At 70.5% G+C, this 14,658-nt stretch carries 6 protein-coding genes; 2 read left to right on the forward strand and 4 right to left on the reverse strand.

What is annotated here, in order from left to right:
* Positions 1-95 precede the first annotated feature (95 nt).
* Complete coding sequence (locus tag F8568_RS50545) at positions 96-3,236, forward strand: CHAT domain-containing protein (RefSeq protein ID WP_151595839.1); 3,141 nt, start codon at positions 96-98, stop codon at positions 3,234-3,236.
* Positions 3,237-3,350: 114 nt separating this feature from the next.
* The gene (locus F8568_RS23555; RefSeq protein WP_151595840.1) at positions 3,351-6,284 is read left to right on the forward strand and encodes a hypothetical protein; all 2,934 of its coding nucleotides are present in this window, start codon (positions 3,351-3,353) and stop codon (positions 6,282-6,284) included.
* On the opposite strand, the gene F8568_RS23560 is transcribed toward F8568_RS23555, so the two are convergent.
* From F8568_RS23560 to F8568_RS50555, 4 genes are read right to left on the reverse strand one after another with little or no spacing between them, the layout of a single operon-like run.
* Positions 6,272-8,320 carry a hypothetical protein gene (locus F8568_RS23560; RefSeq protein WP_151595841.1) on the reverse strand — a complete coding sequence of 683 codons (2,049 nt, stop codon included), beginning with the start codon at positions 8,318-8,320 and terminating at the stop codon, positions 6,272-6,274. The two genes, F8568_RS23555 and F8568_RS23560, sit on opposite strands and share 13 nt — an antisense overlap.
* The gene (locus F8568_RS23565; protein WP_151595842.1) at positions 8,317-9,447 is read right to left on the reverse strand and encodes an MBL fold metallo-hydrolase; all 1,131 of its coding nucleotides are present in this window, start codon (positions 9,445-9,447) and stop codon (positions 8,317-8,319) included. Before F8568_RS23565 ends, F8568_RS23560 begins: the two co-directional genes overlap by 4 nt.
* Positions 9,444-11,369, reverse strand: a complete 1,926-nt coding sequence (locus tag F8568_RS50550; RefSeq protein WP_151595843.1) for a CHAT domain-containing protein — start codon at positions 11,367-11,369, stop codon at positions 9,444-9,446. The genes F8568_RS23565 and F8568_RS50550 overlap by 4 nt, the downstream gene beginning before the upstream one ends.
* Entirely contained in the window at positions 11,366-14,641 is a 3,276-nt protein-coding gene (locus tag F8568_RS50555; protein ID WP_151595844.1) for a CHAT domain-containing protein, read from the reverse strand. The genes F8568_RS50550 and F8568_RS50555 overlap by 4 nt, the downstream gene beginning before the upstream one ends.
* Between the last annotated feature and the right edge of the window lie 17 nt (positions 14,642-14,658).

The following is a 14,658-nucleotide window of genomic DNA, read 5'->3' on the forward strand; positions in this document are numbered from 1 at the left end:
AAGCCTGTCATGCGCCGGAGTTTCTTCGACCTGCGGTGCGGCGCCTTACCCTCACCACGTCGGCGGACGGCGGCCGCGACCTTTAGACTGGAGCGGTGAAGAGGTCTTCGGCCGCTGCGGGCGATGATTCGCTCGTGGCCGAGTTGGCTGCAGCGAGAACAGCGCTGAAGTCCGCCGAGCCAGGCTCGGCGGACTTTCTTCGGGCAAGGGTGCGGCTCTACGAACTGCTGCAGCAATATCTTGAAACCGTCGATGACGACCCCGGTCTCTCGGAGCTTGAGGACGAGTCCATAACCGTCGGGCGGTCACTTCTCGCCGACGACCTCGACACTGCGACCCGGCGGCTGGTCGAGGTCTCTCTCAGCGTTGATCTGATCCGACGCTACCGCCGCCTGGGCCCGGGTGCGGTCGATGACCTGGACCATGCGATATCCCTGGGCCGCCGGCGGGTCGAGGCGGAAGACGACGCCACCTGGGTGACCGACCGGGTGAACCTCGCCGGCGCGCTTCTGACGTCATGGAACGACCGGGATCGGGTCGACCACCTGGATGAGGCCGTGCCGCTGCTCGAAACCGCGCTCGCCGACGACGGCATCGACGCCGAGGGCAGGTCCTTCATCGCCGTGACGCTCGCCGCGGCGTACATCAACCGGTTTGACCTGGCCAGGCGGGCAGAAGACCTGCGAAGTGCCATCAGAACGCTCCGGAGCGTCCTCACAGAACACGTTCCGTCCACTTTCATCGGCGCGATCATCAACCTCGTCAACGCACTGCTGACCGCCCACGAGACCGGGGTGGACGTCGGAGATCCGCTGGACGAAGCCGTTGCTCTGATCGAGAAGGTGAGCGCCACGTCCGGCGGCGGACCCCGCTCCTCCGACTGGCGGTACGCCGTAGCCCGCGTCCGCCTCGCCCAGTTCGACCACGGCGGGGACGGCGAACACCTCGATCAGGCCGACACGGCACTGTCGGAAGCCCTGGCCCTGCTCGACGACGACTCCCCCGATCGAAGCTCCTATGTGAGCACGGCGGCCGTGCTGGCCTTCGCCCGCTACAGCCATGGGGGCAACCGTCGTCACCTGGAAACCGCCATTTCCGCGACGCAAGAGGCTCGGTCCCTTGACGGCATCAGCCCGCAGGACCTGGCGATCCTGGCCAATCAGACTTGCCTGGCCATGACCGAGCGCTTCCATCTGGACGGAAACCGCGATGATCTCGACCAGGCGATATCGCTGGGCCGGGAGGCGCTCAATTCCAGCATCCGCCTTGATGTCGAGGGGGCGCTGCGCGTCAACCTCGCCCACGCGCTCCATCAGCGCTTCGAACTGACCGGCGCCCGGCGGGACCTGACGGAAGCCATCGTCAACGCCGTCTCGGCGCTCCGGGTCCGCACCCCGTCGCCGGAACGCGCCATCGCGCTCAGCACGGCCGGACTGCTCTACGAGAGCAAGGCGCAGATGGCGCAGGCCGACGGTGACGCGCATATCGCGCAGGCAGACCTGGACCAGGCCATCGGCTACATCCGCGAGGCGTTGTCGTTCACATCCGACCAGTCTCCCGACGCCGTGACCTATCGGACGCACCTGGCATCGTGGCTGTCCTCACGCGCCGAACTGACCGGCTCCGAGACCGATCTGGACGATGCGATCTCGCACTATGAGACGGCGCTCGACCAGGCACCGGAGGACTCGGTCACCGCCGGGCTGACCTCGTTCAACCTCGCCTGCTGCTATGCGTCCAGAGTCGACCGTGACGTCCGGGCAGGGGGTCGCGCTGGGCAGCGGTCCCGCAACGACCTCCAACGTGCCTGCGACCTCTGGGACGACGCCCTGGCCGCAGGGCAGCCCTTCATCAGCCAGTTCGCGGGACAACGTCTGGGCGAGGTCGCCTTCCGGATGGGCGAGTGGGACAAGTGCGAGCAAGCACTGACCTTCTCTCTCGACGCCGCGCGAGCTCTCACGGCGCGCAGGCCGCGTCTGGCGGATCGGGAACGGGCGCGATTCGCCGTGCAGGGAGCCGCGTCCCTCGCCGCGGTGGCCGCGACGCGGGCCGGATCACCGCAGCGGGCCGTCGTCCATCTGGAGCAGGCGTCGGCGACGCTCCTCGCGGAAGCCGCAGGGCTCCCCGCCGACACGGTCCACTTCGACGAGATCGTTGAGGCCGCCCGGCACCTCGGCGGCCCTCTCGTGTACTGGGCGGCCACGGATTACGCCGGGTTGAGCCTGATCGTCACCCCAGACGGTTCGGTCACGCCGGTTCCGCTTCAGGTGACGATCCGGGAAGCGGCCAAGGTGATCGAAGAGCTCCGGGCGGCGTTCGCAGCGAACCCGACCGACACGGAGGCCCAGCTCGACGAATGGAATGCGGCCGTTGAGGACGTTCTGCGGTGGACGTGGGAGAACTTTGTCTCGCACGTCGTCGGCGTCCTGGGGGCGGTCGACACCGTGGGGCTGATTCCCATCGGACGGCTCGCCGCGTTGCCGCTCAGCACGGCCCGCGTCCAAACCGGGCTGTACGAGCTGACCGTGCCCTGTGTTCTGCCGAACGCGCGATCGGTCCGGCGCGCGCCGGCCTGGCCGGCGACGCCGCGGGCCGCCGTCGTCTGCGACGCGGGTAAGGGCGACGATCATCTTCCTGCGATCACGTCCGAGGGAGTGCGCGTGGCCGCCTGCTATGCGCAGGCCGACCAGTTCGTCGCCGCATCGGAGGCCGGCGCGGCTCCGCCTCGGCGAGTGCTGCGCCGGAGCGAGGTCTCTGCAAAAGAGCCGGCCGCCCACCCCGTTTCCGCCTCAGCGGACGTCGCCGACGAACTCATCGGCTACCTGAACGGCATCGATGTGGGCCACATAGCCTGCCATTTCAGCATTAAATTTGACGATCCGTTCGATTCGGTCCTGCATTTCAAGTCCGGCGTCCGGCTGGCAGAAATCTTCGGCCGGCACCTGCCGGATCCGGTCCACCTGGTGCTCAGCGCCTGCGACTCGGGACTCAGCGGAACCCGCCTGCCGGACGAGGCGATAGGACCGGCGTCCCTGCTGCTCGCATCCGGCGCACGTTCTGTCCTGGCCGCACTGTGGCCTTTGGACGATGCGACCGCCCCTGATTTCATGACCGAATACCATCGGCGCCTGGCCTCCGGACACGCCCCGGCCACCGCCCTCGCGTTGACCCAGCGCGCTGTCTCCCTGACGTCGCCGACAGCCCTCTGGCCGGCTTTCGTCCACGTCGGCACGTAATCCTGTTCTCAGCCCGAAAAATCAACCTGAGCCATCACCCTGCGCTTACCGAAACCGGTATTATTCTCGACGGTCGGTTTCTCGCATGGTTTACCGAAGCGGTCGGATTGGTCAATGCACCCTGCCCTTACGCGGCTGGCCCGCACATGGCCGTGGTTGCCCGTCCTGGTCGGCCCGGGATGGCCGAGCCTGCGCGCGCGGCTGCGCGACGGCATCACGGCGATCGCGACCACCGGCGACGAAGCCGCGAGAGCCGATCATTACGAACGGCTCCTGGCGGTGTTGCTCGAGCACCCCGCCGTGGCGGAGGCGCTGGGCTCGGCGCCGTCCGACTTCCACGGCGACGTACCCGGACGCCTCCTCGCGCTGGTGGACGACACCGCTGAAGCGAGCCGCCTACTGGACACGGTGACCGGGCTTCTGGGCCACGGCGCGAACGGGCAGAAGATCATCGACACGGCCCTGGCCGCCGGCGTCGCCGCCGCGCTGCAGACGGGAGCGGAGATTTTCAGCGGGGAGGCGCCGTTCAGCGAGCGGCGAAGCGTCCTCAACGGCCTCGTCCCGCCGCTGGTCTCCTGGTCCGATCCGCTGCCATGGCTGGCCGACCACCTCGACGACGCGACATGGGTCGCCGATGTGTGGCAGATAGGCGCCCCCTCCTGGCCTCGGTTGCGGCTCGTGGTGGGCGGCGAGACGGACGCCGAGCTCGCCGCGCTGCTGTCCCTCGGCACAGGGATCGCGTCCGTGATGCACGACTCGCCCTCAGCCGAGCCCGCCGGGATCCCGCGCTGGAGCTGGCCGCTCCGGCTCGCCTTCCCCGGCGGGCCGGACGCGTTGCTCGCCGCGGCGCGCTCCCGAGCCGACCACGTCACGCTGGTCGACACGTCAGGCCCTTGGAAGCGCGTGTCCCTCCTGATCGTCACCGATGACGACCCGGCCCATGCGTCCATCGAGGCCACCGCGGTGATCAAGCTGCTGGGGCCGCCGGACATCGTGCCGTCGCGCAAGGCACGCGATCTGCGCATCCGGCACCACGCGGCACTGGCCGCGGTCGTCCACCCCGGACCCTCGGTCCAGCGATGGCTGGAGGCCCTCCTCGACGGGCTCTCCCGAGACCTACCGCTCGACGTCGCGCTGGGGGATTCCGCCGCGAGCTGCGGCGCGCCGCCTCCGGTCATCGCCGCCGACCCGGATCACGCCGACGGCACCCGGATCCGGCCCGTCCTGCCCTTGGAGGTGCTCTCGCAGACGGAGGAGGCCCGGATCGGCCGCGCGCTCAGGGGAACCGGAGAGGCGGCCCCCGGCTCCGCACTCGCCGCGATGGCGGCGGAGTTGCGGGCGGCGGCGCACCGAGAGCGCCGCCGCCCGTCCCGGTTCCTGCGCGCCGACGTCGTGGAGCGCGACGGGACGACCCCCGCCGGGCGCATCGAACCGGATGCCGATCTTCACCTGCGGGTCCGGATCGCGGCCGACCCTGACGCGCCGCCGGGCGAGGAACCCTTCCCCGCCGACCGCCTGCCACCGGGACGAACCCATCGGCTGACCGTGCACGCGGCGGAACTCGAACCGCCCGCGGGGCGGGAGCCCCGTACGGCCTCCGGCGAGATCGACCTGCCCGGCGCCGGCGACAGCGGCAGCGCGATCCTGCGGCTCCGAACCCGTCCCACCTCGGAGCCGATGCGGATCGCGGTCACGGTGCTCCACCGGTTCCGGTTCCTGCAGAGCGGCACGCTGACCGTCAGGGCGGGCACGGCGGATCCGCCCGTCTTCCAGACCGACGCCGTGCTCCGTGCCCGCACCGAGGATCTCGACCTGACGCCGCCGCACGACGTGGCCGTACTGCTCGACGGGGACGGCGACAGGGCCACCTCACTGCTGCTGGCCGCACACGCCGGACGGCACGTCAAGGTGCACGAACCCGACAACCTGGCGGGGGCCCTCGACGTGCTGCTCGACGGCTTGTGCGTGCTCACCCAGGAGTCCTACCGTCCCGGCGGCTACGCGGATCTGAGGTTCGCGGAGCTGATCATCGAACTCGCCCGCCGCGGCCGGGCCCTGGGCAAGATCCTGTTCCCGAGGCGGGCCCAGCGGACATCGCAGGCCGTCCAGGAACTTTGGGACGCCCGCAGCGTATCGGTGCTCTCCGCGCGTCCGGGAGCGTTCCTCCCACTCGAACTGGTCTACGGGCGTCCGCTGGCGACGGAACCCGGCCGGCGACTGCGCCTGTGCCCCCATGCGCCCTCCTTCGCGGACCTGCCCGACTGCGCGGCATGCCCCGAGCACGAGGAGCCCGCGGTGGTCTGCCCGTTCGGCTTCTGGGGGGCGTCCAAGGTCATCGAACGGCACGCCCCCCGCGGATTCGGCGACCCCGGATACATCGTCGGCGCCAGTCCCGACCTCGACCGGAGCGCCTGCGCCCTGGATCCGATCTGCGCGGCGGCCAGCGACCGCGCGGACCACAACGACGCGCGAGCGTGGATCACGGCCGTCGAGACGTCCTCGCTCGGCGAGGCCGGCGCAGCGCGTCTCGCAACCGGCTGGGCGGACCTGTACGACCTGATTCAGGAGACCAGAGCCGGGCACGACCGGTTCGGCGTGATCTTCCTCGTCCCGCACACCGATGTCACCCGCGACGGCGTCGGGGTGCTCAGCCTGGACGAGGACGACCGCAGAGAACTCACGGACGGCATGGAGTTCCTCTTCGCCGACGACGGGGAACCGGAGCCGGTCGTGTTCGTGCTCGGATGCGCGACCGCGGGCGGAGCCACCCTCTTCTCCGACACCTCTGCCATGCTCCTCGCCGACGGCGCTCCCGGCGTGGTCGCCACCCTGGTGCCGATCCGGGGCCGCGACGGCGTTCCCGCCGGCGTGCACCTGCTGAAGGAACTGCGGAAGGCGGCCGCACGCCCCGGAGGGGCACCCCTCGGAGAGGCTCTGCTGCACGCCCGCCGCCGCCGACTGGCGGACGGCGACATATCCGTACTCGCACTCGTGGGCTTCGGGGACACCGACTGGCATCTGCGAACCTCCGGGCATCAGCCCATGTGAACCAGACCCGGCCACACCACCGTCGCCCGGGCCAGCAGGGTGGCCGTGCCCTGCTCCAGGCACAGCACCGCGTCCCGCGGCGAGCCCGTCTTCAGCGCGGCCAACCCGGCCGCCGCGGCGACGCCCTGCACCCGGAACCGCGCCAGGTGCCGATCGACGTCCAGGGTGCGGCGATCCGCCAGCCGGTCGGCGGCGTCGAGCGCGGCCCGGTAGCCGAGGGCCGCGCCTTCCCACCGTTCGGCGGTGAACGCGACGTCGCCGAGTCGCTGACCGGCCTCGATCGCGACGAACGGCTCGTCCAGTGAGACGGCCTCGTTCCACAGCGTCATCGCCCGGCGGAGATCGGCCGCTGCCCCTTCCGTCAGGGTCAGGGTCAGGGTCGGGTTCGGCTCGTCCGCGCCGGTGGCGAGCCCGAAGAAGCCGGAGCGCTGGGCGTACCGGTAGCCGAGCTGATACGCCGCCGTGGCCCGCAGCGACGAGGGCTCGGGCGCCAGCGACCAGGCGTCCTCCAGGATCTCGATCAGCCGCGCGACGACGGGGGCGTCACCCGCCGCCTCGTCGGCCCGGAACCGGCCGCTGATCAGGTCGGCCTTGGTCACCAGCGCCGCGGGAAGTTCGGTGGACGACCGCGGGGTCAGCCGGATCTCCTCGTCCACGTGGGCGATCGCCTCGTCGAAGTCCGCGTCCATCCCCGACATGCGAGCCTTGTCGCCCAGCAGGAGCGCCAGGACATGGAGCGCCGTCGCGCGCTCTTCCACCCCGCGCGCCCGCTCGGCGACCCGTCTGGCCTCGCGGATGCCGGCCTGGAGGTCGCGCCGTTCGCCGTAGGACTCGAAGCGCCTGTGCAGTGCGTTGGCCAGGTTGGTCCGCAGGCCGTGATCCATCTGGTGCGGCAGCGGATCGGCCAGGCACGATTCCGCTGCCAGGACGGCACGGTCGATGTCAGCGCGCACACCGTCGAGAGTGAACCGCTCGGTGAGCAGGAGGCAGATCTGGTTGGCCAGGACAGCCCGGTCCTGGCGATCGCCCGTCCCGCCCTCGGCTTTGCGCCGGTAGTACTCGTCCACAGCCTCATCGGTCAGCCGGACGGCATCGTCGAGCACCGCCCGCTCGTGCCGGACCAGGTAGCGGGAGTACGCGATCGAGGAGGCGGTGCCCACGAGATCGGCCCGTTCCGGGGAGCCTGGAGGCACGGAGCCGAGCAGCGCGGCCATGATCTCCTCGGCCTCGTCGAGCCGGTCGTCGGCACGGTCGTGCCGGTGGCGGTCCCTCAGGATGCGGGCGAGTAGCCCGTACCGCCGGACGGACGCCTCCTCGGGAGCTTCGGACAGCGCCGCCCTTGCGTGCCGTTCCGCGCCGATCAGCTGGGATTCGCCGCCGTCTTCGCGATAGTGCTCCCACAGCAGGGACGCGAGCGACGACCGTGCTCGTGCCCGGACGGAGGCGTCGGGCGCCTCCGCGGCGTTCTCGTACTCCCGGACGGCCGCCTCCAGATCAGCGCGATCGTGGTGGAGGGCGTACCGGCACGAACGCATGTTCCCGAGGGCACCGGAGACGATCGCTCGCTGGCCGTCGGTGGTCGCGAGCCGGTACGCGGTGCCGAGGGCTTCCACCGCCTCCGTCAGACGGGACTCCGCTCCATCGTGGTCGAACGCGGTCATGAGAGCCGAGGCGAGATTGACGTTCGCGGCGCAGCCCAGGTCCGCCTCGGCCCGTGCCGCCTCCGCTCGCCTGATCTCCACGGCCGCGTCGAGGGCGTCCTCATCCTCCTCTTCCCTGAACCTATCGAGAAGGACAGTGGAGGCGAAATCGGACACCACGGCGCGATCGTCGGGCTGAAGGTCCCGGCGGAGCAGAATGCCGGCGACGGCGAGCGCCTCCCGGCACAGCTCCGTGTGCTCCTCCTCCGTGACGTCGAGCACGCCCGCGTGAAGGAGCCCCACGAGATCGACCGCGGTCTCGTTCCAGTCCGAGGCGGGCGTTTCCCCCTTCGCGGCGGCGACGAGCCGGCGGATTTCGGTGAGCGTCGGAGTCATGGCCGCTTCGCCCTGGACACCCGGCCGGCCCGCACCTCGACCGCGATCCCGCCCGGCGAGTCCGGGTACCTGACGCGGAAGCCGTAGTCCTCGGCGATCTGTTCGTACCGCTCGGTACTGTCGCCCCGGTGGTTGAACCAGAACGTCGGGGGACGGGGGGCATCGACGAAGATGCGGGCCATGGCCCGCATGCTCGGGTTCCTGCCCTCGTTCTGCCGGTAGGCCGATTCACTGCTGCTCGCGCGGATGACATGACCGCCCTCCGTCGACACGAGCCAGTGGCCGCAGTCGAGGGCGTCCACGAAGGCGGGGCTCACGTTCCCGGCGCTCCCATGGTGCGGAAGCTTGCACAGGTCGACCCGGTAGCGCCCGCTGGACTGAAGCCTGTGGAGGGAGCGGACCAAGGTCTCGGCGTGCGCGTCGGCACCGCAGAGCACCCGCGATCCGTCCGCGTGCTCTAGGCAGAAGGCGACACTCGAATCGTTGGCCTTGCTGCTGTCGGGCGTGTACTGGGCGGCGGCAAGCCGCCTCCACGGGACGGCCGCCGGGTGACGGCCGCCGAGGGTGTCGGCGGCCTTCTCACCGGGCCCGCCGGTCTCCTTCGGCCACTTTCCCCGCACCACATCCGCCAGCCTCCGCAAACCGTCCCGCGTGGGCGACAGGAGGGTGACGGACAGGCCGGGCAGTTCGAACACCGGCGGCGCACCGTCGTCCGGCACGACGATCGCTCCCCCGTCGGCGGAGACGTTCCAGGGAATGGACGAGTCGGTCAGCAGCCGCTCGAAGTGCGCGCCGCTGCGCGGCCCGAGCACGTCGCGGGCCAGGTCGAGGTGGCGCATGGAGTTAAACCAGACCTCGCGGGCGCTGAAGCCGGGCGGTGGCGAGGTCAGCAGCGCGAGGAGCCCTCCGATGTGATCGTCGTCGATGTGGGTGCAGACGACGAGCTCGAAGTCGCGCTCGGATTCGGGCTGGCGATCGAACCGCTCCTTCAGCGCCGGGGGAAATGATTTCGCCCCGCCGGGGCCGCCGTCGACGAGCATGCGCCGGCGCCGCCCTCCAGGAAGGTCCTCCCACTCGATCCAAAGACAGTCGCCGCCGCGGACCGCCAGCACTTCGACCACGATCATCGGCCGCTCCCCGATCCGCGGACGACGGTCTCACCTTCGCAGTAGGCCGTATAGAACAGACCCATGAGATTGCGGTGCCGCTCCAAGAACTCGTGGCGCACCGCGGTGAGGGCGTTGCCCACGCTCTCCCCTTTCAGAGTCCGATCGAAGAAGCGCCGTGCCCAATCCGCGGCGAACACCGCCGGGACGGTCGTCTCGGTGCCGATGACGCCCCGGGCGCCTTTGTTGAGGAAGTACGGGACCAGCCCCTGGTACAGCGAGGGGGTGAGGGTCGCCGAGTCGCAGGTGTTGAGCACCACCAGGGGAGCGGCCGGGAGCGGCAGATGATCGGGCGCGATGGCCCGCAGGTCCAGGAGGGAGAGGCACCCGTAGCCGGTGAAGACCAGTTCGCAGTCGTCCGGATCGGCGCTCCGGGGCTGGCAGTGGCAGTAGAAGTAGGAGAGCCGGCTCGGCCGCGGCCGGCTGAGCGCGTCGATCACCTCCGCTTTCCGCCGCAGCACGTGGACGGCACTCGGGCCGTGCCTCTTCCAGTAGTCGATCTGATCGGCCACCAGGGTCCGGCGGACGTCGTCCCCGGGCCTGTCGATGTCCTCGTTCACCGCGAGGAGGACGCCCGGCTCGTCGTCGGGACGGGCGATGTCATCGATGTACCGGGGGTCGGCACTGGGACGCATGGGGATGTGGTCGATCTGGTACCTGAACCCCAAGATCTTCTCCGGGGAGACGGTGCCGTCATCGCATGAGTCGGCGACGTACATCAGGTCCCACGGCAGATGAAGGCCGTCGGAGACTACTTGGAGACGCCGCCCCCGCGACGTCATCGCGCGCTGGATCAGGCTTCCGATGTTGCGCAGATCGTCTCTGCTCTTGGCCCCCCGGAACAGCCCCTGGAACAGGAGAAACCCGGACTTCGCCAGCTCGCTGAGGGCTTCGGTGTACACGTCCTCCGGAATGTCGATGCCGGAGGCGTGGACGGCCGCGTACTCACCGATCCCTTGGTCATGACGGAGTAGGGAACGAAGGCCCGTCCTGCCCGTCCGGACCAGATGGTCGAGTTCTCGAAGCCCGTAGGGGATCTCGGCCTGGTACGAACTGGTGTCCGTCAGACGGATCATGCTCGTCCCACCGGCCCTGAAGATGTTCAGTGTGAGGTCTGGTTCCCGGAGCCTCGCGGCGGTGGTCAGCGGGCGGACGAAAGAGTCCGTGCGCACTTCCCCGCCGCCCGTCGGGGACACCTCGACGGCGAGGTGCATTCCACGCACCACGCGCGAACCGAGGGAGAACAGCGCCATCAGAGCGACCGTTCCGGTTCGGCGGAAGGTCACCTCGAACAGGGCGCGATCCGCGGTGCCGGGCCCGCTCGGCCGTCCGCGATGGACGACCAGGGATGTCCGGACCGCCCTGACCTCGGCGCCGGCAGGGTCTTCGCTGAGGACGTCCACCCGGAGCTCCGCGGACTTCCGATCGTCCTCGACGAGGACGTCGAGCTGGGCGGCCTTGAACGCCTCGGCGTGCGCGAAGTCGTCGATCGTGAAGGCCAGTAGGCAGGGTCGTCCGACCGCGAACGGGGAGCCGGGCGGGTGGCCGTCGAACACGGCGTTGATCCATTGGTCCCGCGCCGCGGCGTTCAGGAGGCCGACCAGCGCCGGCCAGTCCGCCTCATCGGCCACCCCCGGATCGGAGGCGCGGGTGACATCGGACTTGAAGGCGTCCTTGAGAAGGTCCCACACGCGGGGCCGGCTCATGAGAGGCCGGAGAACACGGCCCGCGCGCCGATGCCGCTCGTCGTCGGTCCCCGCGGTGACCAGCGCCTCGATCTCCGGTACGAGACGAGCTCGGAGATCCGGCCACTCCGAGCCGACGAGGACGGGCAGGCTGCGCCAGATCGCGGCGAGTTCGGCGACGGCGTGCCGTGCGCTCACGCGGCGTCGCCTCCCCCGAAGACTCCGCCATGGTAGGAGTAGCCGGCCCAGTGGACGGCATGACCGAACGGCCGGTGGTGCGGCACCCCGCCGTCGCCGAGGACCTGCAATGCCTCGGTCGCCAGGCCGCCGGGCAGGAACGCGCCGCCGTCATCGGCGTCGAGCGCCTCGTCGACGAGTGCCCCGATCTCCGCGACCGTTGCCCGCGACAGCCACAGCTGCGCGTCGCGGAGTGCCGCGGCCGGCTCGGCACCGGCGCCGACACGGTCGTAGAAGCGCGCCATCAGCAGGCTGCCCGCAAGGTCGCCGAGGTCCCAGTTGCCGACCACGACCGCTCTCGCCCCGGTCACCAGCAGTCCCGTCCCGAAGCCGATCAGCTCGTCCGACCAGCGTTCGACCGGAACGCCTGTCGAACAGCAGGACAGGACGACGAGACGCAGCGACGGGCAGCGAAGGCCGAGCAGGCCCTCCAGAAGGACCCGGTGCGGCTCTCCCAAGTCGATGTACGAACGGAGCGGATCGTCGGGATCCCAGCGCGCGTGGCAGGCGAGGTGCGCGACGCTCGCCGTCTGCAATGACTCCAGCAGCCATCCGCTCCGGTCGCCTTCGGGCGGCATGGGAAGGCGCGGGCCCAGTTGTTCGGGGATCAACTCCGGCTCGTACCGGGCACAGTCCAGTTCCCTTTGCGGGCCTGCGACGGACACCACCGCCCCAGGGGCACCGGCAAGGGGTTCGGCCGAGGACCACCGCTCCGCCACCCTACGGCTCGGGATGTACCGGACCACGGCCTGGTCGAGCCAGCAGGGCCGCCCCTCGGTCGCCATCGCATGCAGCGGCAGCCCGCTCAGCAGGCCGGACACGACCACGTCCACGTCGGTGACCTCGGCCGCCTCAAGGAGCAGACGCACCGGGGTCAAGATCCTCTCATCGAGCAGCTCGGTCAGTGCGTCCACCGCAGCAACGACCTCCTCCGGCGTCCGGGCGCCGCGGAACTCCCGCACCAGCGGCCGGAGCTCGTCCGAGGTGAGCTGGATCCGGACGCCGAAGGGGGCGCTGCTGCCAGGCCGGTCAAGGAGTATCCAGCTAAGCAGCGGCCCGGTGCCGATGTACAGCACCGGCCGACCGTCCTCCGGGATCGGTCCGACAGGCGCACGCGGGTCTGCGGCGTCGTCCCAGAGCAGGCGGGACCGGGTGCGCTCGATGCCGTCCCTGGTTCTGAGCGTGTCGTCCTGGACGAGGTACATCGCCGCCAGCCACCCGCCGAGGTCGGCGGCCTCCCCCAGTTCGGCGAGGCGGGACGCGGGTGTGCGAGCCTCCCGGTAGAGCCGTGTGACCGCGTCGAGCGCGAGTTCGAACGCCTCCGCCGCCTCCGGCCAGCGCCGCTCCCGGCAATGCAGCCTGCCCAGATTGGCGGCCAGCGCGACCCGATGCCCCGGCTGGCGGTCCTTGTCGGCCTCTTCGAGCAGCTCGTGGAACAGCTCCAGGCCCTTGGTGCGGTCGGCCTCCTCCTCGGAGTCGCGGTTCACGAGCGCCGCGGCGTGGTTCACCCCGAGCCGGATGCGCTCGTCATGGCCGGCCGGCAGCCACGCGCGCGCTTCGCGATACGCCTGCCCGGTGAACCGTACCGCGAGCTGCGCAGGAGACTCTTGAGCGAGCTCGTCGTCCGGAAGATGGCTCAGGACGCCACCGATGTTGGACATCGAACGGATCCTGTAGGGGTCCCCCTCGGCCTGCCCCTCACAGAGCGCGACCGCGTCGAGCGCCGCGGCGACCACCTCGGAGACGGCCATCTCCTCGGGCTTCAGCTGCCTCAGCTGGAACTTGGCCGTGACCAGGTTGCCTGCCGCCTGGGCCGACTCGAACGGGCGCAGCAACTCTTCCGCCGCAGGGTCGGCGAGGATCTCCGTGTACATGCGGATCGCCTCACGGGTGGACTCCACGATGTTACGGACCCTGGACTCGCGCAATGCGGCCGCGAAGTTGATCCGGATGAGCAGTTCGCCCCTCCGGTCACGCGGACGCAGAACACGATGAACGTGGAGCGCGTCGCGATGGAGCGCCAGCGCTCTCACCTGGTTGTCGACGCGGCCGCCGGGGTTGTGATGGGAGAGCGCCGCCGCCCAGTTCTGCAATACGTCCGCGAGCCCGTTGCTGCCGGCCCGGACCGACGACCGTGCCACCTCGGCGAGCAGTTCCATGGCCCGGCTCGCGTTCTCCGCCGGGTCGCCTTGCTGGCGGTCCAGCAGGAGGGCCGCATAGTCCTGATTCGCCCGCCGGGTGTACTCGTGATCGGGACCGAAGACCCGCGGGGCGAGAGCCACGGCCTCCGCACCGGATTCCAGCGCCGCCCGCAGGTCGTCGGGTGTACGCCCGGGAGCACCGCTCACCGTGGCGGCATGGCTGATCAGCGCGGCCGTCAGCAGGACATCCGCATCCGGACGGCCGCGCAGCTCCTCGACCAGACGGGACAACGCCGCCACACGGGCGGGAGCGAAGGGATCGTCACCCCTGGTGGCCTCGTCCATAAGGTCGGCGGCCTTCCCGTCCAGCCCCGGCTCGTCCGGCCCGGCGTTCCGGAGGCGCCGGAGCAACGTCCGACGGCCCCGCACGACCGCCGCGGCCTCCTGGTCACCCTGCACCGCGAGCGTCCGGACGATCAATTCGTCGGCGACCAGATCCCAGACAGGGTTCAGCAGGGCGTCGGCCCGCCGCGCCACACGGATCGCGCTCACGTCGTCCGGTGCCATGAGGAACTCGCCGACCTCGGCCGGCACGTCGGGCACGTCCACCATCTCGCGGATCGCGGCGAACCACGCCCGCTCGGTCTCCGTCCAGTCCTCGGGAGGCTCGACGTCAAGCCCGGCCAGGACGAAGCCGGAGTACCTGCCCGCCACCGTCCCCACATGTGCCGACCTGACAGGGACGAATCTGGGCTTGTCGCTGTCGGTGGGGACCGGCACCGACGGGTGGCTCAGGAGTTCCCGGAGACTCTCCGCATCGGCCTCGACCGTGGTCTCGTCAGGAAAGCCCACGACCACGGCGATCGGATCCCCCGGGCGCAGCACCACCACCGGCACGTCCAACGAGACAGGCGCGTCGCACCCGGCGCAACCGAACACCGGCACCCGCGCCTTCAGAAGATCGAGCGCTTCCCGATCCCGCCAGTCGACGAGTCGCGGCACCTCGTAGTCCGCCTCATGCCCGCACCGCCGGCACCGCGAGCGGTGCCGGACGATCACGCGCGGGAACAGCCCCTCCGGATCCGGCGACACCCGGTCTCCGCCACCCG

This window comes from Actinomadura physcomitrii (assembly GCF_008923205.2).
Classification (GTDB): domain Bacteria; phylum Actinomycetota; class Actinomycetes; order Streptosporangiales; family Streptosporangiaceae; genus Spirillospora; species Spirillospora physcomitrii.